Raw genomic sequence first — 24,592 nt, forward strand, 5'->3', positions numbered from 1 at the left:
TCATGTTTCATATCTAGCAAGCTTTTTGCCGTTTTCTATCCGTCGAACTCACGTTTATTTATGGGGAATACAAAGGTAGAACAGTTGCATCCAAAAGAAAATTGCATAAAAAAACCCCCGGTATTTATACTAGGGGTAAGAAATAATACCATTTCACTTAATGTTTGTCTGAGATGACCCTGTTTGTGCCTCTGCTCTACGCAAAAGGCTGGAGTTATTTCTCAAATATTACAGTAAAAAGCGATCGGGTATAAATTAGCCAGCACTTGCCAAAAGTAACTCTCGTTTTTCTGATTTTTGTACTCTCACCTGAGAGTCATCATCAACATCGATAAGCGCTGTGTCTCCATCTGTAATTTCACCAGACAGCATTGCTTCGGCGAGAGAATCTTCTAGGAGGCGCATAATTGCCCTACGTAATGGCCTAGCGCCGTAACTGGGGTTATAACCTTCTTGTACCACAAGCTCTTTGAAGCGATCGCTAACTTCTAGGATAATTCCCTTTTCTGTCAAGCGGCTAGCAACATCGCGAAGCATAATTTCGGCGATTTGCTTAACTTCATCCTTGGAAAGCTGGGTGAAGACGATAATCTCATCAAGACGGTTAAGGAACTCAGGACGGAAGTAAGCTTTCAATTCTTCATTTACCAAGGTGCGGATGCGGTTATAACTAGCGTCGGCTTGAGTGTCGAAGTCAAAGCCTAAACCACTACCACCTTTTTCAATCACCTTGGAACCGATGTTTGAAGTCAAAATGATCAGCGTATTCTTGAAGTCCACTTTCCGACCTTTGGCATCGGTAAGATGACCGTCATCCAAGAGTTGCAGTAGCATATTGAATACATCGGGGTGCGCTTTTTCGATTTCGTCGAATAGCAGCACTGAGTATGGTTTCCGCCGCACCGCTTCTGTAAGTTGTCCGCCTTCGTCGTATCCTACATAACCAGGAGGCGAACCAATGAGCTTGGCGACGGTGTGGCTTTCCATGTATTCGGACATATCTAGCCGAATCATCGAATCTTCCGCGCCGAAGAAGTAGGCAGCTAATGCCTTCGCCAATTCTGTTTTACCGACTCCAGTGGGGCCAGAGAAGATAAAGCTAGCAATGGGACGATTGGGATTTTTCAAGCCAACGCGGGCGCGACGGATACCGCGAGATACAGCTGTAACTGCTTGCTCTTGTCCGATGAGCCGCTGATGCAGAGTGTCTTCTAGGTGTAGAAGCAACTCCGACTCAGATTCAGTGAGCTTATTAACTGGTACGCCAGTCCAAGAAGCAACGATTTGGGCGATGTCTTCTTCGTCAACCACAGTCGAGTTGACAGGTTGCTCGTTTGGTGTAAACGTTGCTTGCAGTTGTTCTGCGAGTTTTAACTCTTGGTCGCGCAGTTGTGTAGCTTTGTCAAAATCTTGGACTCTGACAGCTGCTTCTTTTTCTTTGGTAACGCCAGCGAGTTCCCGCTTCAGTTCTTTATTAGGAGAACTTTGGGAGTTCCGCAGACGAACGCGAGAACCAGCTTCATCAATCAAGTCTATTGCCTTATCGGGCAAGAAGCGATCGCTAATATAGCGGTCTGATAATTCTGCTGCTGCTACAAGTGCCGCATCCAAAATTGTGACTTTGTGGTGTTGTTCGTAAGCGCCGCGCAAGCCGTAAAGAATTTGTACGGTTTCCTCTACTGAGGGTTCCCCGACCTTAATCGGTTGGAAACGACGCTCTAGGGCAGCATCACGCTCAATATGCTTGCGATACTCATCGAGGGTAGTTGCGCCGATGCACTGGAGTTCACCCCGTGCTAAAGCAGGTTTGAGGATGTTGGCTGCATCCAAGCCACCTTCTGTACCACCAGCGCCAACCAAGGTGTGGATTTCGTCAATCACCAAGATGATATTGCCTACAGTGCGGACTTCTTCCACGACTTTTTTGATGCGTTCTTCAAAATCCCCACGGAAGCGAGTTCCAGCTACCAATGACCCCATATCGAGGCTGATAACTTGTTTGTCTTGCAAACTTTCAGGAACATCCTGGTTGATAATCCGTTGAGCTAGACCTTCTGCGATCGCAGTTTTACCAACTCCTGGTTCTCCAATCAACACCGGGTTATTCTTAGTCCGGCGACCAAGAATTTGGATCGCCCGCTCAATTTCCTTCTGACGACCAACTACGGGGTCGAGTCTGCCTTCTTGGGCTAATTTGGTCAAATTCCTGCCATACTCTTCCATCGTTAGCGGTTGGGTGCGCTTTTGATTACCACTACCAGCAAAAGCCGGTGCATTTTCACCCAAACGGCGAACTATGGCACTGCGGACACTCTTGAAGTCAACCCCTAGATTTTGCAGTACTTTGGCGGCGACACCTTCACCAGCCTCGGTTAATCCTAAGAGTAAGTGTTCAGTGTTAATGTAATTCTGTCCCAAACTATGAGCTTCTTTAAACGATTGCTCGAAGAGGCTTTTTACTTTAGGAGTAAAAGGAATTTCTGGTGGTACAAAGCCAGAACCCCTACCAATAATTTTTTCTACCTCGCGACGTGCATCTTTGAGGGTAACGCCTAATTCAGCTAGCACTTTAGCAGCAACCCCAGTTCCTTCTCCCATCAAACCCAGGAGAATTTGCTCAGTTCCTACGAAGTTATGTCCCAGGCGACGTGCTTCCTCCTGAGCTAACATAATTACTCTAATGGCTTCGGAAGTGAAGTGTTCAAACATAATGGGTTATTGCTCCCTCGCTGCTTGGACTTTGGGTGAGATAAAATTCACCCTCATCTAAAGTTTTTTGTATTTTCTTAAGGACTAATGTAACTTTATTTAAAGTTAAGTGGCAGTGGTGAGAGCCGTAAGACATCAGGTGTACTTGCCGTCTACTAGGAGTGCTGAGTAGTGAGTGCTGAGTGGAGTATGTAGGAAGTCAAGAGTTGCAAAGTTGACAATTAAGCTTTCGGTATTTGACAATTTTCTTTTGTCTGTCCTGTTTTCCACTGTCAGGTAAACTTAAAATTCAGGACTTAGCACTCTCAACTCAGGACTGACAATGACTGAAGCAACGGCCGGTAAAGATCAACAACATCCACTTTATAACCGCGATCGCCCCCTTATTGATATTTTACTCGCTCAAGAGGCGACAGACTACAACTTAGCAGAATTGGCTAGACTGCGAATGCGTTATCAAGGGTTTCCAGGGGCGAGAGACATCCAAAAAGACTTAGATAAAGTCTTGCAGCAGTGGGGTTTGAGCGAAGCCGAGCTTTTTGAGAAAACTCGTCAAATTCACGATTTGGGAGGAATTTACAAAAGTCGCGGCAAGAAGGATGAACAGGATTGGAATTAGGGCAGGGGGCAGGGGGAGAAAACCAATGACAAATGACAAATGACTAACTCGCCACTGGAATAACGATCGCTAATTCTGTGCCTTTGCCTAACTCAGATGTCACTGTGAGTTGTCCCCCATGTTTTTCTTCTATAATCTGCCGGGAAATGACTAATCCTAAACCAGTACCTTTACCTACTGGTTTGGTGGTAAATAAATAACCAAATAGTTTTTGCTTGACATTTTCGGACATTCCCTCACCATTGTCTTGGATTAGGATCGAGACGTGATGCCGATCTTCAGACAAGGTGGTGGTAATTGTGAGACGATTGGGATTGTCTTTAATTTGTTGGAAACTACGCCCTTTGTTAGATTCTTCTAAAGCATCAATGGCGTTGGCGATCAGATTCATAAAAACTTGGTTGAGTTGCCCAGGAAAGCATTCTAATTGAGGTATTTGCCCGTAATTTTTGACTACTTCAATGGCAGGGCGATGCTCATTGGGTTTGACTCGGTGCTTGAGGATGATTAATGTACTTTCAATACCTTCATGAATATTAAAATGAACCTTGCGATCGCTATCTCCTCTAGAGAAGGTGCGGAGACTGGCGCTGATGCCACGAATCCGATCACTACCTTCTTTTAGGGAGTCGATGAGTTTGGGTAAATCTTCTTGGAGATAGTCTAAATCGATTGTGGCGATCGCTTCTTCAATTTCTGCTCCCGGTTCGGGAAACCTTTGCCGATAAAGGTTAATTAGTGCCAATAAATCGTGAATGTAGTCCTGTGCAGGTTTTAAGTTGCCTGCAATAAAATTAATTGGGTTATTTATCTCGTGGGCAATGGCTGTAACCAGGTTGCCCAATGCAAACATTTTTTCCTTTTGGACGAGATTGTATTGTGACTCTTGCAAATCTTGCAATGCTTGAGTTAATTGTGCTGTTTGTTGTTCTATGGTGATTAAATCGCGATATGATCTTAAAGCCGCGATCGCACTTGTAATTAACTTTTGGCGAGTTAATTCCACTTTCAACTTATAATCATTGATGTCATAATTCAAAATCACTGATTCTTCAGGCGCATCTCCCGGTTGTCCTGTGCGTAAAATCACCCGCACAATCTGGTTTTTCAACTCCTCCCGAATATACTTAACCACCCTTAACCCAGCATCATTAGTTTCCATCACCACATCTAATAAAATAAACGCGGTATCTGAGTGAACTGCAATCAGCTTTTTGGCTTCTATTCCCGAAAAAGCTGAGAGAAAATTTAAAGGTTTGCCCTCAAAGGTAAAACTTCTCAAAGCTAGCTTGGTTGCTTGGTGGACTTCAACATCATCATCCACAATCATAATTTTCCAAGCTTCAGAAGTCTCTTGTCCCAGACTCTCCACCTCCAACGGAGTTAATTGAGTTTTATCACTTATCTGCTCTTGATCATCTTCAAACACCAAGACTTCATCGTCTGTCGGTGAGAGAGATATATCGGTATCGTTAAGCATTGTCAACCAACTTTGTGAAAAAGAACAAGAAAACTTAATAGTTTGTGGACAGAGGTAGTGTCACTGTAAATAGGGTTCCCTTTTCTACCTCACTGTAAACATCAATTGTTCCTTGTAACTTTTGAGTAACTAAGTTATAGGCAATATGTAGCCCTAAACCGCTGCCTCCTTGTTGCCTAGCAGTAGTGAAGAAAGGTTCAAAAATTTTGTTTAAGTTTTCTTGCGGAATACCGCAACCATCATCGCTATATTCAATCACAACGCGCTCGCCTTCTTGCTTCACCTGAATCCGCAACTCCCCTGATTCGTGAAGCTGATAGGCATGAGTTAAGGAATTCATCACTAAGTTGGTGATAATTTGCGCCAAAGCCCCAGGATAGCTGTCGATTCTAACAGTTTCATCTCCTGCCACAGTCAGGGTATGGGAAGCTTGTTTGAGTTTGGGATTTAAGCTGGTAACAATTTCTTCCAAATACTGCTTGACTACAAATGTCCGTTGTTCCAAACTGGTTTGATCTACAGCTACTTGCTTGAAGCTTTGCACTAGTTCTCCGGCACGATTGAGGTTGCTGAGAATCAGGTCAGTACTTTCTTTAGCAATTTCCAAATAGTTGTTTAAAACTGAGCGCTTTAATTGACCTTGTTCAACAGCCGTAATAAACGATCGCGTTTCGTCAGCTAAAGTAGAAGCAACGGTGATACTGGTGCCCACAGGTGTATTGATTTCATGAGCAACTCCAGCCACAAGACCACCCAAAGCCGCCATTTTTTCAGATTCCACCAGCTGCTTCTGTGTAGCCTTAAGGTCTTTTAGAGCTTGAGACAACTCTTGAGTTCGTTCGGCTACCTTTTGTTCTAAGGTATTGTACAGGGTAGCGTTTTCAATGGAGATGGCAGCTTGGGAAGATAGCAAATTCAGAACTTCCATCCGTTCTGGCGTGAAGGCTCCAGTTGTGAGATTATTTTCTAAATAAACAATCCCAATCAATTTGCCTTGATTGAGCAGAGGAAAACTCAAGATAGATTTAGGTTGCTGTTGATGAATGTAAGAATCACGAGTGAAGTTACCTTCATTAGCAGCATCGCTTAATACAACACTATCTTTGGTACGAATAACATAATCGATAATAGCATTAGATAATATTGATTTACTGAAGGTTTCGATGGCGTAGGCGTAGCCTGTCGTAGACATCGCTTCTCTGACTTTAACTGCATCTGAGTCAATTGTTCCTGATGCTGCAATCTGCCATTCTTCCTGTTCTTTGAGAAGTAAATAACCCTTTTGTGCCCCAGCATTTTCGATGACGATTGTCATTAGTTTAGTCAGTAAAGTATCGAGCTTGATTTCTCGGCCCAGAACGTGGGAGGCTTTGAGGACGCTGTTTAAGTCTAAGGAAGTTGATAGGGAGGTACTAGTATTGGTGATACTTTTAGAGGTTATAAATTGAGAGTTCCTTCCGATTTGGGTAAAAAATTGGGGATAGCGTTTTTCTAAATCTGCTACTTTTGCTTTAGCTCCCCAACGAGTGTAGGCATAGTGGGCATTAAGTAGATAATCTTGAGCAATTCTATCTTTGCCCCATTGGAGATAAAATTTGGCAGCGAGTTCATTGGCGATCGCTTGTTCGTTAAGATATTCATGTTCTGTCGCTTTGGCGATCGCGCGATCGTACATCTCAATTGCTTCTGCTTTCTGTCCTAAAACTCGATGCTGTTCAGCTTCCACTAAATAAAATTTGTGCAATAAATTTGTCGGCGTGTAGTTCGCCCAATTCTGCATTTTGGCTTGATTGGCTGTGACTTTTTCTAATAAGCCTTTTTGTGCTGACGGCAGTGCATCAGCATATATTGCTAATGCCGTTAGAGAATCGTAAAAATTGTAAAGTGGTACGATTATGGCTCCGGTTACTGCATTTAGACACTTTTCCAACTCTTGGGCATTGGCTGCGGCTTGCAGGAAATCTTGGAAAAGATAGCAGAGAATAAGCTTTGAGCAATATAGAAATGCTAGTCCAGTGCGATCGTTCGCTTGCTGATGCCAAGGTAGCATTTGCTCCTCGTGATAAGCTGCCCCACTTAAAAGACAACTATTTTCAGTTACCTCTAGCATATTTAAGGTTAACTGCCAATAAATAGCTAGATACTCAAAAGCCATTTTGTTCTGGACTTGACCAATGGCATGATGATAGCTAGCAATTTGCCGTTCAACTTCCACCAAGTTTTGTCCACACACCCAGGAATGCAGACTATCATAGAATGCACAAAGACCAGAAAATTGTATATCTCCTCTATCTCTACCAATTTGATAGGCTTCTTTTAAGGGCTTGATGGTTTTCTGGACTGGTTGTTGCCAATGGTAGATAGAAACATTAAACACAAAGTTGATGTGACATTCGATATATTGAGTATCGTAAAGTTCTAATAGGCTTAAAGCAAGTTGACCAAATTGATAGCCCAATGGAATCTCTTCCGATGTTCCACAGAGAATTAAACCGTACATCACATAGCCAAGTGTTGATAGTGCCGTATTGCCATGTTTTAGAGATAAATTTACCATCTCTAAAATAAGGAATGGGAGTATCTTATGTCCTACCCGAAAGGCAGGTGACATGATGCTGGAAATAATTTGCATTGCTGCCAGTTGTTGAACTGACTGCATTTCGGGCAAGTTGATCAAGTCTTCGACTTCCCTTCCCGCCAGATGAACTGCTGTTTGCTGTAACACTTTGCTCAGTTCTAACTGACTCAGAGTAGAGGGAAAATGAATTCCCAAGGCTTGCAGAACTTCTAGACCCGTTGCGAGCGCTTCCTGCAACTTGCTCTCAAGTGTAAGGGCTGTGATTTTAATGTCATAAACTTTTAGCTTGTCTAACAAAGTTTTAGCGTGTTGTAATACCTCTTCCACGCATTTATTCATTTGTGCGAAGTCACTGCACATAAGTGCTACTTCTGCTGCTGACTCGAATAATGTTAATGTGAGGTCATAGTTTGTTTGCCAACAGTCTACTGCTAGTAATTTACTGCCCATTAAAAAATATCCCAAAGCAGCTTCATAAGCAGCAGATGCCTTAGCTTTAGCTCCTGCCAATAAATTCAACTTGATTAATTCATTCTGTTTGCTTTGGGTGTCAATTAACTCTGCACCAATGTTTAATTGGTTAACAATTTCAAAAATTTTTTCTTCTTGCTCTGCTGCTGATGTATTGCTCAACACCAGTCGCCCAATTTTCAGGTGGGTTGCTTTCTTTTGCGCTTCTGGAATCAAATAATAGGCAGCTTGTTGGACGCGATCGTGCTGGAATTTCCAAATAGCTTCACTAGCTTTTTTCTCATCCTTGAGAATTCTCAGATGATATTGATTATTTACGGGGATAATTAAACCTTCTTTTAGTGCTGGTAATAAATGCTCTAACACTTGCTTGGCTGATTGTTGAGAAATAATTGCCAAGGTGGACAAATCAAAATTATTACCTATACAAGCAGCTAACTGCAAATTTTTCTGAGTTTCTTCTGCCAGATTGACAATTTTTTTTGTCATTAATTCTACTACATTATCGGTAATATCCTTGGCTTGAATCTGCTCTAAATCCCAGCACCACTGCTTTTTTGTGTAATCAAAGCTGAGTAACATATCTGTATAGAGAGATTTCAAAAATTCAGTGATAAAGAAAGCATTACCCTGAGTTTTCTGGCAAACCAAATTAGTTAATGCCTGACTAAAGATGGTTGAACAGCCCAATGCTTCCGCAATTAAAGCATTCACATCTTTTAAAGTCAGGTTTCCTAAATGAATCTTGGATACATATCCGCCCTCTTTTTCAATCTCATCCAAAGTCATCGCCAGGGGATGAATGAAATCCACTTCATTATCTCGATAGGCTGCGACGATGAGTAAATTTTGAATACTGCGATCGCTTAAAATAATCTTCAGCAGTTTTAGCGAAGCACTATCAGCCCATTGCAAGTCATCAACGAACAAAACTAGGGGATGTTCAGCCTGACAAATCGCCTTGATAAAGTTTTGGAAGACCAGATTGAAACGGTTTTGGGCTTCTTGTCCACCTACCTGAGCTACAGGAGGTTGTTCGCCAATCACTAATTTTAAATTGGCAATGACATCAATTAAAACCTGTCCATTATTGCCAACAGCAACTAATATTTTTTCTTGCCATTGTTTTAAAACAGATTCGCTTTCAGTTAATAATTGATTACACAGGTCATTGAATGCTTGAGAAATGGCGTAGTAGGGAATATTACGTTGGTACTGGTCATATTTACCAGTAATAAAATTACCGCGTTTGGCTGTAATGGGTTTATGAACCTCATTTACTAAAGCTGATTTGCCGACTCCAGAATAACCTGCAACCAGCATTAGTTCATTTGTACCATTGGCGATGTGATCGAAAGCTGCCAATAGCGTCTCTAATTCTGGTTCTCGTCCATAGAGCTTTTGCGGAATTATAAAGCGATCGGAGACATCTTGACTAGCTAACGCAAAGACATCAATTTTCCCATTGCTTTGCAGTTGATGCAAACATTGTTCTAAATCTGTCTGAATCCCAGAAGTAGACTGATAGCGGTCTTCAGCATTCTTCGCCATCAGTTTCATCACAATCTCACATAACACTTGGGGAATCTCTTCTCTGTGCCCTAAAAGTGGTGGTTGTTTCGCAATATGGCAATGAATCAACGCTAGAGGATCGTCTCCTAAAAATGGCACTTCTCCTGTTAGTAATTTGTAGAAAGTTACTCCTAAAGAATAGAAATCGCTGCGATAGTCAATCGCCCGATTCATTCGCCCCGTTTGCTCAGGAGAAATGTAGGTAATAGTACCTTCTAGAACATTGGGATTTTTAAATGATTGAGTTTCTCGTGACAAAACTGTGGAAATACCAAAATCGATTATCTTAATCTGTCTAGTGTTGGGATTAAAGACAATATTAGAGGGATTAATATCTTTGTGGATGATGTTAGCAGCGTGGATTTGTCTGAGGCTTTCGACAATAGAAATACCCAATCGAAGAAACTGTTCTAACTCAATTTCTCCAGCTAGTTGCAATTGAGCTAAAGAACTACCGCTGAAGTCTTCTAACACTAAGACTGGTCGTTGTTGGTGAATTTCCAAAGCGTAAACTTGGACAACTCCTGTGAGATGGAGATTGTGGATAATGTCATATTCACGTTGGTAACAAGCAATGCGTTCTGGCGAGGGATAAACATCTCGCAGGGTTTTGAGAATTACAGGTTGATTATCCGCTTCCCGATAGCCTCGATATATCAGAGAATTACTGCTTTCGTAGATTTGTTCAATAATTTGATAGCCGGAAAGCGTGAGCATAATTTGGGTACTCCTCAAAAGTGGGTCAATGCTGTCCCAGTCACTTTGTTAGAGTTAGTGTACCCATCAGCTTGGTGGAGTCTTATGCAAGTACGGCGCTGATTCTGGAGATTTTGTTACAAAGTTAATGGAACAACCCACGAGTTCCCATCCCCGTTAGGGGAAGTGGTTATGGAAAGTTAGTGTAGAACCCCGCATAATACTGCGAATGTACATGAACGTTTCCATCCCCGTTAGGGGAAGTGGTTATGGAAAGAGTTACCTTCTGCAACCCTTACTGTGCAAACAATCGACACCAGTTAACGAAATTATGCGGTTTTCCAGTTCTGGTGAGTGGTGTCGATGAGCTTCAACACACTTACTTGAAAGTAAAATATCTTACTTAAAATTGTCAACAGTTCGGCTTCGCTCAGAGTCAACAGTGAGCGAAGCCGAAGGGTCAACTTTTATTTCCTCTTTCTCTGGCTCCAGTTGCCCCCGTTGCTTGCCATACTCCCGCAGCTGCTTCAACAGGTTTTCTTGGGATGAGTTAGGGATAGATGGACTGGGACTTGGTTGAAGGTCAGTGTCGGTACTTGCAAAATTAGTAGGTGAGGGATTAATTACATAGACAGGTAGCGACTTGTCATGAAACATCGCCTGTTGGGTTGGCGCTGGGGTAGGAATTAGATTCTTTGGTTTGCTCACAGCAGCTTTTACCGAATCTAGAGTAGTAGCAACCTGCACTTGCTGCTGCATTTGTTGTGTAGAAGATACTAAACCACTTAGACCATTAACCAATTGCCGTAGATTTTTACGGAAATTAGGATCGCCTGTCAATTCATCTAAATCAGATGTAATTTTTTGGGTATTTTCAAAGGTTACTCGTGCTGAATCTAAAGTTTGTTGCAGCAACACCACATTCTTGGGATCGTTTAAGGTTTTAGAAGCATCACGTAAATTAGCTGAGGCTTGCGCTGCATTTGCGGAAAGCGTTTCTAAATTGTTGAGTAATTCTCCCTGAGTCAATCGATTCACAGATGGTGATAAGCTACTGACTGTAACCCGCAGTTGGTTGCTGGTTTCGGTGATATTGTTCAAAGCACCAACCAGCGCCGAACGATTTGTTGTCAACAAATTATCCAGGTTATTCAGCAACCTATTTGCTTGAGTTGCAGTTGCGCCAAATTTATTTACTGTTTGATTTGCGGATGCATTAAGTTGGTTTGTCGCCCGTTGCACTGAATTAGCCGTGGCGGAAAAGGTGTTAAGTTGTTGTCGTAAGCTTTTGGTCAAACCTTGTAAATCCTGACTTAACTCACTAAAACTGGATGCTGCACCTGTGGTAGTTTCTAGAACCCTATTAACATTTCGATAAAATTTCGGGTTATTGTATGCAGCAGCTAGGTCAGTTGAACTGCGAATTAGTTCATCAACACTAATGCCAACCTGACCTTTTAACCGAGAGCCATTACAGACTATGAGACTGGTATTACAACTTTTATCTAGGGGTTTAGCAATCACAACCCCAGTAGGTAAGGTTGCTTTTGGTGTGATGTCGATAATACTTTCGCTAATTAGCCCACTTTGATTAGCTTCCACCACTACATTGCGGGGGATAATTAGGTCAGTTTGGGCAATTTCAATCTCTACATCAATGGCATTTGGCCCTGGTCGAACCTGGGAAATAGTTCCTACCTTAACGCCACGATAGCGAACTGCTGCCCCCTTTTGCATTCCGCCAGCGTTGGCAAATTCTACAATAATTTTGTATGAACGACCAGCAGCAGTGAATCTATTTAACCACAGAAAGAGTAATCCAAATACCCCTAGTCCTAGCAGGAGTAATAACCCCACAGAACCTTCTCTAAATGTTCGCCCAGACGCGAAGCGGCTTGTCATAAGACCTCGCATTTTTTTGCCTCCACCAACAACCAACAACCAATTAGGAGTTAGGAGTTAGTAGTTGAATTTAACTTCTCACTCCTCACTCCTCACTCCTCACTTTTAAGTTTCTAGCCGGCGACTTGAATCGGCCCTTTCACGCTTCCACTGAGAAATTGTCTGATCAAGGGATGTTCTGTGTTGTATGTTTCACTAACTGTACCCTGCCACTGCACTTTACCTTCATAGAGAAATATAAGTCTATCAGCTGTACGGCGGATAGTGCTGTCTTGGTGGGTAACAACGGCGTATGTACTACAAACTCCATGTAAACATTGCAAATACCGGATTAAATCTTCGATTACTGTTGAGGCAATGGGATCAAGTCCGGCTGTTGGTTCGTCGTATAGTAGAACTTCCGGGCCTTCACTGGGATTATCGGGATTAGACATAATCGCACGGGCAAAACTTACCCGTTTTCGCATTCCCCCGGAAAGTTCGGCGGGGTAGAGGTGGCCTATTGCTGGCAAACCTACCATCTCCAATTTTTCTTTTACCAAATCTCGGATGCGCGATCGCGGCAGCTTTGAATTTTGATAAAGTAAAAATCCCACATTTTCCTCCACCGTCAGCGAATCAAATAGCGCCGCCTGCTGAAACACCATACCAATGCCAACCTGCTGGCCACCATCCTCAATCAAACCGTCTCTCCGCACTCCTTGTACATAAATTTCTCCCTCATCAGGAATAAGTAATCCCGCCATTACCCGTAAAATTGTTGATTTACCAGTCCCTGATGGGCCAATAATCCCCAGCGCTTCTCCCCTATAAATGGTCAAGTCTACATTATCTAGAACTTTACGGCTACCAAAGGACTTAGAAACACCTTTCAGTTCAATCAATGGTTCAGTCATTAGTTATTAGTCATTGGTCATTGGTCATTGGTCATTAGTCAGTAGAAAATAAACAAATGACTACTGAGAACTAACAAAGGACAAATATGCCCAATAGTGATGTCATAGTTATTGGTAGGATATTGTATACTAAATTATAAGTACATGATTAGCATTCTAATTAGCAAACTTTATTTTTTTAGCATAATTATTTAGTTATTTGCGATGTTTAACGTCTCAAAATACCCTCAAAGCAAGGCTGACGAAGACACCGTAGTAATTAAACGTCTCAGTGACAGGAACTTAAGACTCCAGTTTTTTGTAGACATTAGCCAAGTTATTTAATAGCATTAATATACTAATTGAGAGTATAATTACTCAGAAAAAAGCTGCGATCGCAAAAGCTAATTAATAAGTTGATAAAAAATATAGAAATCAAATTTAATTTTTACAAATTAAAAGGTTCAGACTCACAACTTTTTAGATAAGTCAAAACCTTTTTTTCAATAACTATTAAGTATAGCTATATAAAGATTTAGTTTCTGCAATCCAAAATTCTTGGAATACAAGTTTTAAAAAAGAGTGTGACAGATAGATTAACATAACTGAGACACAGAAGTGATTCCCAATCAAGAATGGTAGAAGTAGCAAAGTTATTAGATAATTTGAGAGTTTTATAGTATATTCGTCAACATTGGAGTTGGCAAAGTCCAAGATTATTCACTAGTATTGTAACAATTACTGTTAAAAATAAAAGCAGAAATTATGAGTAGTCAATTAGAACAGTTTGCAAGTGATAATTCCTCTGGTATTTGTCCTGAAGCGCTGGAATATATGATTAGAGCAAATCAAGGTAGTGTTCCAGCCTATGGAAATGATGAATGGACTCAAAAAGCAACAGATTATTTTCGGGAACTCTTTGAAATTGATTGTGAAGTATTTTTTACCTTTAACGGTACAGCCGCAAATTCTCTATCTTTAGCTGCTCTTTGTCAGTCATATCATAGTGTTATTTGCCATGAAACATCTCACATAGAAACAGATGAATGTGGCGCACCTGAATTTGCATCTAATGGTTCTAAACTACTACTGGCTCAAGGTAAAAATGGCAAATTAACATCAGAGTCTATAGAGTCCATTGTCACTAAGCGGACTGATATTCATTACCCCAAACCTAAAGTGATTAGCATTACACAATCAACTGAGTTGGGAACTTTATATTCTATTGAAGAACTTTTAAGTATTAAAGAAGTTGCGAAAAAGCATAATTTAAAGATTCACATGGATGGCGCTCGTTTTGCAAATGCAGTTGCCGCTATGAATAAAAGTCCTGCTGAAATTACTTGGAAAACTGGAGTTGATGTATTGTGTTTTTGTGGTACTAAGAATGGAATGGCATTAGGTGAAGCCATTCTTTTTTTCAACAAAGCGTTAGCAGAGGATTTTGATTATCGATGCAAGCAAGCAGGCCAGCTAGCCTCAAAAATGCGGTTTATTTCGGCTCCCTGGTTGGGTTTATTAGAAACTGGTGCTTGGCTAAAAAATGCCAGACATGCCAATCAATGTGCTGAATACTTAGAAAATCAACTATTAAATATAGAAGGCGTTGACTTGATGTTTCCTAGAGAAGCCAACGCCGTATTTGTAAAACTACCTGAAGAAGTCATTCACAGCTTAAAAGCCAATAATTGGCAGTTTTATACATTTATTGGTGTGGGAGGAGTACGTTTTATGTGTTCTTGGAACACTACTCAATCAAGGATTGATGAGTTAATTGGTGATATTAAAAACGCAACTAAGTAAGCAATTTAGCCTACTTGTATAGGACTAAAATTCATTTTTGAAAATATCCTTAAAATGTTTTAGCGACAGCGTAACGCACCAAATCCTAACGAATGGTGCGTCGCTTACTTCGCATGAAGTTTTAACTGTAATTTTGATTGTTGCCACAATCCCAAGTGCTTATTTTTAGCATTAGCTTCTGCAATTAAAAATTGGGTTTTGCTCTCGTAGCAATTGTGTAAAGACTCTTGGTCAACAACGGCGTTACCTGACTCTACCAAAAGGAGATTTACTGACCGATTATCTACAAACACTTCACCAGCGGGGCGACCATTTTTAAGTTGTTCTGTGCTTCTAATTACGACAGGAGTTTGAGGTGGTAATAGCTGTTTTAGTCTTTGTGTTGCTGCTAAACCATAGCGCTTGTCAGTCGCCTCTGGTGCATTAATACACGCTAGCTTGATTGTAGTTGTTTGTCCTGCATTATCTTTAAACAAAATTGTGTTCCCGTCTGCAACACCAACGACTGTACCTAGCACCAAAATTAGTTGAAGTAATTCCATCATTTTGTGTGTAATCTTTTATGCATAAATGGAATTTTATTTCAGTGCTGAGGTTGCTAGTGTGATTTAGCTCACAAGTTGCAAATCAAAATAAAAGTAATAAATATTATCATTGCAAAAACCTGGCATTTATATCAATCAAAACTTCATTTAATAACTACAGGTAATTGAACACTCACAGTAGTTCCTGCCAAGAGGTCAGAAGAGATTAACAGTTCTCCACTATGAGCATTGACGATGCGTTTGGTAATAGCAAGTCCTAGTCCAGTGCCACAAGGTTTTGTAGAGAAAAATGGCTGAAAAAGTTTGGCGATAATTTCTGATGGAATTGGCTCACCGCCATTATGGACATTAATGCAAACTTTATCTGTATAGGAACAATCTACTTTCAATTTAACAATATCTTCTGCTGGAATTGCTTCGCAAGCATTGCGAACAATGTTGATAAATACTTGTTTCAGTTTGTCCTTATCTCCTAAGATTATTACCGTAGGTGATGCCGGAATAAATTCAATTTGTCGTTCTAAAGCTTCTGGCATTTCACGAATGCATACAAGCAACTCATAAATGAATTCATTCACGTCTAATTCAAAAACTTGCAACAGTTGGGGCTTGGCGTAGAGTAGAATTTCACTTAATAGGCGTTCTAAACGATTAGCTTCACTCAGTGCCAACGCTAATCGCTCTTGAGCAGATTCTGTTAAAATGGTTTTTCGGAAATATTTTAATCCCATAATCATTGTAGTCAAGGGATTACGAATTTCATGCACAATAATAGCAGCGAATTCACCAATTGCTGCTAATCTTTCCTGCTCTAAAAGCTTGGCTTGGGCTGCTTGTAATTCTGCGGTACGTTTTTCTACCTCAGCTTCTAGAATATGATTAAATTTGCACTGTTGTTGATAGAAATGATAGTTTTCAATTGCTGTTGCAGCTCGTTCAGCAAACAATTCCACAATTTGGATATCTTCTTTTGTAAAATCATGTGGTAGACGATTAAAAGAACAGATAGTACCAATCACTTCACTTTCAGCAGTCCGCAATGGTATCCCTAAATATGCACAATAACCTTCTGGAGCCTGTCCATACTCTGGGTGTTTTTGAGCATCTTTTATTGCTAATGATTCACCCATTTTGATAACAGTACCAGTTAGTAAACCATGTAGTGAATAAATATGTTCGCCTTCGCCCATTTCAAGGCTACTGGCTAGAACAGTTTCAAAGCCCTCTTGGCAAAAGGTAACAACCGTCCAGTCAACTCCAATGAGTTCGCTGACTCCGCAAGCAATGTTGTGTAAATAACTACCCAGTTCGCCAGTTCGATAATTCAAAGAAGATAAACGTGATATTATTTGCCGCTCACGATGCCAAGTTTGCTTGTGCAACAAAATTTCGTCATCACTGGTTTTGCTCATGGATGCCTATTGCATGGGTTTTGCAGCCTGTTTCCGCAAGCTTGGTTTGGGTAGCCGCGATTTTAATCGTTGAAATACAAGATGTGAGTTGATAGAAAGATTTTACTAGAGACAACTCCTATTTGCATACAACGGGAGTGGAGAGTGGGGAGTAATGTAGTAAAATTACTTGAAAAGTGGTTATGAATTATAAAATAGCAATTTTTCGGTAATTCAGAAGTAGATAAAGTAGATAATAGGCAATGGCTATTGAGCGACAAATTACCTAATTACTAGAAAGCATCTCACAAGTAAATCACTATGACAGTCAATTTACAAGGAATATTACAGCAACCAGGACAAGGTTCTTCGTACTGGGTGCTTGGAGATTTGTATACCTTTAAGGCGGTAGGTGAAGAAACTGGTCAAGCTTATGCTCTAATTGAAATCGCCGTTCAACCACAAAACGGTACACCTCCCCACATTCATAGTCATGAAGATGAAGCTTTCTATATTCAAGAGGGAGAATTGGAATTTCAGCTTGATGAGAAGATTATCTTAGCAATTCCTGGAACCTTTCTTCACTCTCCTAAAGGTCAACTCCACAGGTTTACAAATATCGGTACAAAGCCAGCAAAATTACTTTGCTGGTTCACACCAGCAGGGTTAGAAAAGTTTTTTAGGGAAATAGGTGTGCCAGTCTCAGAGAAGACGCAATTACCTAGCGTTAATCCCGCAGACATGGAAAAAGCTTTGGCTGCTGCTTCAAAATATGGTCTTGAAATTATTCCGCCGTCTGCTGAATCTTTGCAGGTATAGTATTTCGATTTGATTATTGAATCTATTTGTGGAGGGAATAGAAAAGAAGGAATCCTATAGATACGATGAGATTTAAGTCGTATGATTTTAGGGACTTGACTTTCTGAAAATATTTGTGATTCTGTATTAGCCATCTTTAATGCTTTAACACAGCCTTGTATTTTAAAAGTTTTCACTCCTAACTTTATTTATATGCCAGAACAACAGCAGTGGACTATAACAGCAACTGAACAACCACCAGAGTGGTTTATCCAAGCAGTGAAACAGTATACACCTGCATCAAGTGGACTGTATGCAGCGCAGTTGTTGTGGCAACGGGGTATTAAAGATCGTCAACAATTAACAGCTTTTATTAACTATAAAACTTATCAACCAGCAAGTCCCTTTGAGTTTGGGCAAGAAATGCATCTAGCGATCGCACGGTTGCAACAAGCATATAATACTAAAGAAAAAATCGCCATTTGGGGAGACTTCGATGCCGATGGTATTACCGCTACATCGGTACTTTGGGATGGATTGGGGCAGTTTTTCGCTCAAAATACTCAGTTAGTTTACTATATTCCCAATCGCCTGAAAGAATCCCACGGGCTTAATAATCAAGGAATTGATAACTTAGCAAAACAAAGTTGCAAATTAATAGTTACTTGCGATACAGGTAGCACAAATGTTGAAGAAATTATCTATGCCAAACAGCTAGGTATAGATGTAATAGTTACAGACCATCACACTTTACCAGCCGAACGCCCACCGGTTGCAGCGATTATCAATCCCCGCTATTTTCCAAAGGAACATCAGTTATTTAATCTTTCTGGGGTGGCAGTAGCTTATAAGTTGGTCGAAGCACTATATCAAAGCTTGCCCAATGTTGCAAAATATCCGTTGGAGGATTTATTAGATTTAGTTGCAGTTGGATTAATTGCCGACTTAGTGCAGTTAAGTGGAGATTGTCGCTACTTAGCACAGATGGGAATTCAACGACTGCAAGAAGATTTTAAACAGCCAGTAGCAGCACGGCGGCGGCCAGGGGTAGGAAGATTATTAGAATTGTGCCAGAAAAGTGGCGATCGCCCCACAGATATTTCCTTTGGTTTGGGGCCAAGAATTAACGCCGTTAGTCGCATCCAAGGTGATGCTAGTTTCTGCGTGGAATTATTAACTAGTCGGGATGTCAAACGTTGTAACGAACTCGCCGAAGTTACAGAACTCGCCAACGCCCGCCGCAAATCTTTACAAAAAGATGTGCAAGCACAAGTGGCACAAAAACTTACTCAACTAGATTTATCAACCACCAGCGTCATTGTCTTAGAAGATGCCCAATGGCCTGCGGGTGTATTGGGCTTAGTCGCCGGACAGATAGCACAGGAAACAGGACGCCCGACGATTTTGTTGAGTACGGAAGGAGCAGGGGAGCAGGGGAGCAGAGGCGCAGGGGAGCAGGGGGGCAGGGGAGCAGGGGGGCAGGGGAGCAGAGGGGCAGGGGAGCAGGGGGGCAGGGGAGCAGAGGGGCAGGGGAGCAGGGGAGCAGGGGAGCAGGGGAGCAGAGGCGCAGGGAAGCAGAGGAGCAGGGGAGCAGGGGAGCAGGGGAACAGCACTTCGGCTACGCTCAGTGACAGGGGAGCAGAGGAGCAGGGGAGCAATTCTTCTCCTCTGCCCCTCCGCCCCTCTGCCCCTCTGCTTGCAAGGGGTTCCGCCCGTTCGGTGAATTCTGTCGATTTATACCAACTGGTGAAAGAGCAAGCACATTTGTTACACCGCTTTGGAGGACATCCCTTTGCAGCTGGTTTGAGTTTGTTGGTGGAGAATATTCCTTTATTTACAGCGGCGATTAATCAGCAGTTGCGGCAATCTTTAGGTAGTACAACTCTAACGCCAACTGTGCAAGCAGACTTGACGGTAACGGTAGCAGACTTGGGGAAAGAGTTATTTTTGGAACTGAAACTGCTAGAACCTTGTGGAATGGGTAATCCTGTTCCGAAATTGCTAATTCAAAACTGCTGGTTTGAAAATTCTTGGCATCGCAATCAGCAGGATTGGCAAGGGAAAAAGGTACAGTACATTAAAGCTGAGTTTGATATTCGGGATGATTCTAGCAGAAGTGCTTTTCCTGGCTTATGGTGGGGACATTACAAAGATGAATTGCCCATAGGAAGGTGTGATTGCATAGCAGAACTAGACTACAACACCTTCAAAAAACGTTATGAAATTAGATTAATTGCCGTGCGTTCTTCTGCTAACTCAGCACTCACTACTCAGCATCTACCCTTCATCGTAGATTTACGGAATCAGGAACACTCAGCAACTCAACATGGGCTAAACGCCCCGCTACCGCTAACAGGACTAATTATTGAAGATTGTCCCACGAATTGGGATGATTTACGTATGTGGTTGCGGCGATGTTTGGCAATAAGTCGCTCTACGTCCGGGCTTGACAATCAGCAACAATTAGCGATCGCTTGGTCTAAACCTAAGCATCAACCACCCAATCAAATTTGGCTGACTCTTGTCGGAATTGCTAAATATCTAAGTCGCACAAATCAACTAGTTACCCGCGGACAACTTTTAGAGAAAATCGGTATCAGCGACCAAACTTTACTTGTCGGCATCAAAGCTTTAAAATACTTAGGGTTCACAGTTCAACGACAAGACCGTTCTTTACAAATTACCTGGAATCCAAACGATAGTTCCGAAAACCTTGCTGACGAAGCAGTTGCGCGATTTTTAGCTGCTGTCCGAGAAGAACAATTTCAGCAACAGTATTTTGCAGAAGTTCCCTTATCTACGATTGTGGCGATCGCCAGCTATGACAGTAAATAATTTAAAGGGTTTATAGCGTTTACTACACAGCCTCTTTCCCCCTGCTCCCTGCTTCCCCTGCTCCTCTGCTCCTCTGCTCCCCTGCTCCCCTGCTCCCCTGCTCCTCTGCTCCCCTGCTCCCCTGCTCCCCTGCCCCCCTGCTCCCCTGCCCCCTGCGGTCTAAATGATAAGTCTTTAGCAAGACACAATACGAGTTCTATCGGGTGTCATCCCTGAAGTTAAAGAGGTGTACCAGAAGGCTGTTGCACCCTCTTGTTAACAGTTTTTCCTTCTACAAAACCATCTCTACCTGTAATCAATCTAGAGCGACGATTACGAGTAATATAATTCCATCCCCACTGAATTGCTACTACTATTTTAGTGTCAAACTCGATTAAGAAGTAGATGTGAATTACTAGCCAAAAGAGCCAAGCAATGAAACCTTTGAGTTTGACTAAGCCTAAATCTACAACAGCTAAATTTTGCCCAATCATCGCCAAAGTACCCACGTCATTGTAACGAAATTGTGGCAAAGTCTCACCTTTAAGCCTGCGTTTAATGAGTTTAGCTACATACTCTCCTTGTTGTTTGGCTACAGGTGCAACACCAGGTAAGGGTTTACCATTTTGATGGGAAAAGTTGCTTAAATCTCCCACTACAAAAATGTTTTTATAACCCTTGATAGACAAGTCCGGTTCTACAATCACACGTCCTGAGCGATCGCACTCTACATCTGTATTTTTTGCTAGGGCTTTCCCCATCGGCGAACCTTGAACACCTGCTGCCCACAAGATAGTTTTTGAGTTAATTTCTGTCAATTCATCGCCTTGCTTGAAAGTAACGATGTTATCTTCAATCTTTGTCACTCTGGTGTTAGTGTAGACAGCCACACCCAACTTTTGCAAAGATTCTGCTGCTACTTTCGATAATTCTGGTGAAATGTGTGGGAGGATGCGCTCGCCCCCTTGCAATAGTAAAATACTCGCTTCTGAGGTGTTGATGCTGCGGAAATCTTCTGTGAGAGTTTGGTATGCCAATTCTGCGATCGCTCCCGATAATTCTACACCGGTAGGCCCACCCCCGACAATCACAAAAGTCAACAAAGCACGGCGTTTTTCAGGATCGGTTTCTTTTTCTGCCGCTTCAAATGCCGAAAATATCTGGCGACGCATTTCTATGGCATCTTCAACAGTTTTCAAACCAGGAGCAAATTCTTTCCAGTTATCTTTACCAAAATAGGAATGGTTAGCACCTGTAGCGACAATCAATGTGTCATAAGGTACTACTTCATCACCCAAAATAACTTGTTGCGCTTTTGGATCGATATCATTTACCTCTCCCAACAGCACTTTTGTATTCTTGCTTTTGCTGAATACAGATCGTAATGGTGCAGAAATATCAGCAGGTGATAGCGTACCTGTGGCAACTTGATATAAAAGTGGCTGAAATAGGTGAAAGTTACGTTTATCAATGAGAGTAACATTTACATTTGCTTTCTTCAAAGCTTTTGCTGTATACAGTCCACCAAAGCCGCCACCAACGACAACAACCCGATGTGGTGCATTCTTTTCAAGTGAGACTTCCATCAGAAATATTTCCTTGTGTTAAGAAGTTGTAACTATTCTTAACAAAGATGTAACAGCATTATGATACTGGTTGCTGTCTATTTAGAACAATTGAAGAAATGATGAAAGTAGTCAAAGTTAGTTTTGATATCAAGTCCGGCTAATTAGTTTTAATTTCCGAATCTATGCAGAAAGCCCAAAAACCCCTCTCCTCGGTCACTGAGCGTATCTGAAGTGCTTCTCCTCTGCTGCCTTAATGATATGAGCGGCAATATTGTTACCGCTCATTATTTTTATCAATCAAGCCGCTCAAAATGTGCTTTGAATAATTCCGCCATCTACTTGCAGCATGACTGCCTTCACAAATGAGGCTGCTGGTGAACTCAGAAATACCGCAACATTGGCAAACTCTTCTGGTGTCCCGATATGACCCAAAGGGACTGTCCCATTGATTCTAGCAATTTCTGCTTCTTTCGTTTCACCATTTCTAGCAATGCGGGCGTTGATTAATTTTTCTACCCGTTCTGTATATGTCCAGTAGGGGCACGGCATGCCGTGCCCCTATGGGTGTACCTCACGTAAACGAGAACCACCATAATTTACAGTAATTTGAAGCCAAGGTTATTGAGAGCTTCACGCAAGCGATCGCGTCCTCTCAATGATTCTACAGTGGCGATGCGTTGGGCTGAGTGTTCTGACCAATCACCAGCAATATTCATCTTTTGTTCAGTATAGAATTCTTTGATGATGTCGTTGTAGTGAGCGATCGCTTCTTCTTGTTCTGCCAATTTATAAGTTTCACGATGCAGTATCGCTGATTGGGGCAACCTTGGCTTAATCGCCGCTTCGACTTCAGGATTTGGATAGCCTACACACAGCCCAAATACAGCATACACAGAGGAGGGTAAATTCAATATCTCTGCTACCTCTTGCGGACGGTTGCGGATTCCACCGATATATACTGTTCCTAAACCAAGCGACTCAGCTGCAACTGCTGCATTTTGCGCCGCCAACGTTGCATCAATTGTTGCCATCACAAACATTTCCAAATATTCCAGCGCATCATGAGATATGCCGCGACTGTCAGCAACGTGACTTAGACGCGCCAAGTCTGCTAACCAAACCAAGAATAAAGGAACCTGCTTAATATGTGCTTGGTTTCCCGCCAGCTTGGATAACTCCTCTTTGCGCTGTTGATCTTCGACTGCTACCACACTCCAAGTTTGCAAATTAGAGGAAGTAGATGCAGATTGGGCGGCTGCAATTAGCAACTCCAGAGTTCCCGGTGGTAAAGGATCGGCTAGATAAGAACGAATTGAACGGTGAGATAGTAGTGCTGTGAGCGAATCATTCCATGCAATTTCGGGATTGAAGGGAATTTCACCGTAGCGCGATCGCAGTAGTTCTGTAGGATTAGTCATAATCAATTCCAAGATTTACATTTTCAAATTTGCTACTAATATCAATTTCATCTGTAGGTGCATACATCTCTATGTCCCTACAGCCGATTCATTGTACTAGTTTAAGTTTTTGGTGAAAATGCAGCATATTCTTCTTTTGTCAACATTGCATCCTTCACATTTACCTCTTTGGGAATTAACTTCAATTTGTAATATGTATCTGCAACACCTTGTTGTAGATTTATCAAATTTTCGTCAATTGGTACAATCCCAAAAGTCCGCCTGTTAGTTGCTTTTTTCATCGTTTCTAAATCAATTCCTAACACAGGCGCGAGAGTTTTTGCTACTTCTTCTCGATTCTGTTTAGACCATTCTTCGAGATTTTGAATTTCCTCCAGTATTGTCTTGACAGTTTGGGGATTTTCAGTGACAAATTTACGAGTCATCAAATAATATCCTCCCTGTTTATTAATTCCTGTGCCATCAATCAGGACTCTAGCTTTAGTTGCCTCTTGAGCCGCTGCATAAAATGGGTCCCAAATTACCCAAGCATCCACACTGCCTTTCACAAATGCAGCACGCGCATCAGCCGGAGCCAAATATTTAGGTTCAATATCTGTATATTTTAATCCAGATTTTTCTAAAGCTTGGACTAACAATAAGTGGGCACTAGATCCTTTTTGAAAGGCAACTCTTTTGCCCTTCAAGTCAGTAACTTTTTGAATTTGCGAATTTTGAGGAACAAGAATTGCGGAACTAGCTGGAGTAGCCGCAGTACCAACAACATAAGTTAGTGATGTTCCCGCTGCTTGAGCAAATATTGGCGGTGATTCTCCCACAGGGCCAATATCAATACTACCCACATTCATCGCTTCTAGTAGTTGTGGCCCCGCTTGAAATTCAGTCCACTGTACAGTAATACCTTGTGGCGCTAAACGCTTTTCTAAAACACCCTTAGTTCTCAGCAGAATGGTCGTTTTTTGATAGCCAAATCTGACTACTGTTGCTTTACTAGAAGCAGAATTACCCTGAGATGTAGTACTGGAATTAGGGGCATTAACAGTCGGTGTCGATGAACAAGCAGCAAATAGCAGGCTCAGACAAAAACCTGTAACAAAAGCCCCCACTATTGGCAAAGGAGAAGAAAAGAATAATTTATGTTGGTCGTTAAAGAAGATATTCGTGAATTTTATCAACGATATCCACTTGGCAATGAAACGGCGAAAGATGAAGTTAATCATCAAAATGAGTTCTCTGAATTATATTAATACTATAAACCTATAGGTTTAACGGTGTATATAAATAATTTAGGTTTGATTGACATAAAAATAGCGGGAAGTTGGGTAAATTGATACTTCTCCGCCTATTATCCCA

General features: G+C 41.7%; 15 protein-coding genes. 4 read left to right on the forward strand and 11 right to left on the reverse strand.

The window, feature by feature from the left end; all coding sequences use genetic code 11:
• Nucleotides 1-255: 255 nt before the first annotated feature.
• Nucleotides 256-2,709 (reverse strand): ATP-dependent Clp protease ATP-binding subunit, encoded by a 2,454-nt coding sequence (locus tag HWQ44_RS23885; RefSeq protein ID WP_292723934.1) that lies wholly within the window; start codon nucleotides 2,707-2,709, stop codon nucleotides 256-258.
• A 322-nt stretch (nucleotides 2,710-3,031) separates the two neighbouring features.
• Between HWQ44_RS23885 and HWQ44_RS23890 the strand changes: the two genes are divergently transcribed.
• The gene (locus HWQ44_RS23890) at nucleotides 3,032-3,328 is read left to right on the forward strand and encodes a DUF3288 family protein (protein WP_069070021.1); all 297 of its coding nucleotides are present in this window, start codon (nucleotides 3,032-3,034) and stop codon (nucleotides 3,326-3,328) included.
• Nucleotides 3,329-3,371: 43 nt separating this feature from the next.
• Here the strand turns inward: HWQ44_RS23890 and HWQ44_RS23895 are convergent, their stop codons facing one another.
• From HWQ44_RS23895 to HWQ44_RS23910, 4 genes are all read right to left on the reverse strand, one after another.
• The gene (locus HWQ44_RS23895; RefSeq protein ID WP_292723939.1) at nucleotides 3,372-4,808 is read right to left on the reverse strand and encodes an ATP-binding protein; all 1,437 of its coding nucleotides are present in this window, start codon (nucleotides 4,806-4,808) and stop codon (nucleotides 3,372-3,374) included.
• 34 nt (nucleotides 4,809-4,842) lie between these two features.
• On the reverse strand, nucleotides 4,843-10,146 hold the full coding sequence (locus tag HWQ44_RS23900) for an AAA family ATPase (protein WP_292723942.1): 5,304 nt from the start codon (nucleotides 10,144-10,146) through the stop codon (nucleotides 4,843-4,845).
• Nucleotides 10,147-10,524: 378 nt separating this feature from the next.
• Nucleotides 10,525-12,039: an MlaD family protein gene (locus HWQ44_RS23905; protein WP_292723945.1), complete on the reverse strand. Its 1,515-nt coding sequence runs from the start codon at nucleotides 12,037-12,039 to the stop codon at nucleotides 10,525-10,527.
• A gap of 101 nt (nucleotides 12,040-12,140) precedes the next feature.
• Nucleotides 12,141-12,923 (reverse strand): ABC transporter ATP-binding protein, encoded by a 783-nt coding sequence (locus HWQ44_RS23910; protein ID WP_292723947.1) that lies wholly within the window; start codon nucleotides 12,921-12,923, stop codon nucleotides 12,141-12,143.
• A gap of 744 nt (nucleotides 12,924-13,667) precedes the next feature.
• Here HWQ44_RS23910 and HWQ44_RS23915 point away from each other — a divergent pair.
• A complete protein-coding gene (locus HWQ44_RS23915; RefSeq protein WP_292723950.1) occupies nucleotides 13,668-14,705 on the forward strand; it encodes a low specificity L-threonine aldolase in 1,038 nt (345 codons plus the stop codon).
• Nucleotides 14,706-14,809: 104 nt separating this feature from the next.
• Here HWQ44_RS23915 and HWQ44_RS23920 read toward each other — a convergent pair whose 3' ends face one another.
• Complete coding sequence (locus tag HWQ44_RS23920) at nucleotides 14,810-15,250, reverse strand: thermonuclease family protein (protein WP_292723953.1); 441 nt, start codon at nucleotides 15,248-15,250, stop codon at nucleotides 14,810-14,812.
• A gap of 143 nt (nucleotides 15,251-15,393) precedes the next feature.
• Complete coding sequence (locus HWQ44_RS23925) at nucleotides 15,394-16,662, reverse strand: GAF domain-containing sensor histidine kinase (RefSeq protein WP_292723956.1); 1,269 nt, start codon at nucleotides 16,660-16,662, stop codon at nucleotides 15,394-15,396.
• 300 nt (nucleotides 16,663-16,962) lie between these two features.
• Here HWQ44_RS23925 and HWQ44_RS23930 point away from each other — a divergent pair, with 300 nt between their 5' ends.
• On the forward strand, nucleotides 16,963-17,460 hold the full coding sequence (locus HWQ44_RS23930; RefSeq protein WP_292723959.1) for a quercetin 2,3-dioxygenase: 498 nt from the start codon (nucleotides 16,963-16,965) through the stop codon (nucleotides 17,458-17,460).
• Nucleotides 17,461-17,652: 192 nt separating this feature from the next.
• Nucleotides 17,653-20,274, forward strand: a complete 2,622-nt coding sequence (locus HWQ44_RS23935) for a DHH family phosphoesterase (RefSeq protein ID WP_292723962.1) — start codon at nucleotides 17,653-17,655, stop codon at nucleotides 20,272-20,274.
• A 218-nt stretch (nucleotides 20,275-20,492) separates the two neighbouring features.
• On the opposite strand, the gene HWQ44_RS23940 is transcribed toward HWQ44_RS23935, so the two are convergent.
• From HWQ44_RS23940 to HWQ44_RS23955, 4 genes are all read right to left on the reverse strand, one after another.
• Nucleotides 20,493-21,839, reverse strand: coding sequence for an NAD(P)/FAD-dependent oxidoreductase (locus tag HWQ44_RS23940; protein WP_292723965.1), 1,347 nt, complete (start codon nucleotides 21,837-21,839; stop codon nucleotides 20,493-20,495).
• A 288-nt stretch (nucleotides 21,840-22,127) separates the two neighbouring features.
• Nucleotides 22,128-22,370 carry an SDR family oxidoreductase gene (locus HWQ44_RS23945; protein ID WP_292723968.1) on the reverse strand — a complete coding sequence of 81 codons (243 nt, stop codon included), beginning with the start codon at nucleotides 22,368-22,370 and terminating at the stop codon, nucleotides 22,128-22,130.
• Nucleotides 22,371-22,417: 47 nt separating this feature from the next.
• Nucleotides 22,418-23,239: an NADPH-dependent oxidoreductase gene (locus HWQ44_RS23950; RefSeq protein ID WP_292723969.1), complete on the reverse strand. Its 822-nt coding sequence runs from the start codon at nucleotides 23,237-23,239 to the stop codon at nucleotides 22,418-22,420.
• A 101-nt stretch (nucleotides 23,240-23,340) separates the two neighbouring features.
• Nucleotides 23,341-24,459 (reverse strand): sulfonate ABC transporter substrate-binding protein, encoded by a 1,119-nt coding sequence (locus HWQ44_RS23955; protein ID WP_292723971.1) that lies wholly within the window; start codon nucleotides 24,457-24,459, stop codon nucleotides 23,341-23,343.
• Between the last annotated feature and the right edge of the window lie 133 nt (nucleotides 24,460-24,592).

This window comes from Nostoc sp. JL34 (assembly GCF_017114945.1).
Taxonomy (GTDB): Bacteria; Cyanobacteriota; Cyanobacteriia; order Cyanobacteriales; family Nostocaceae; genus Nostoc.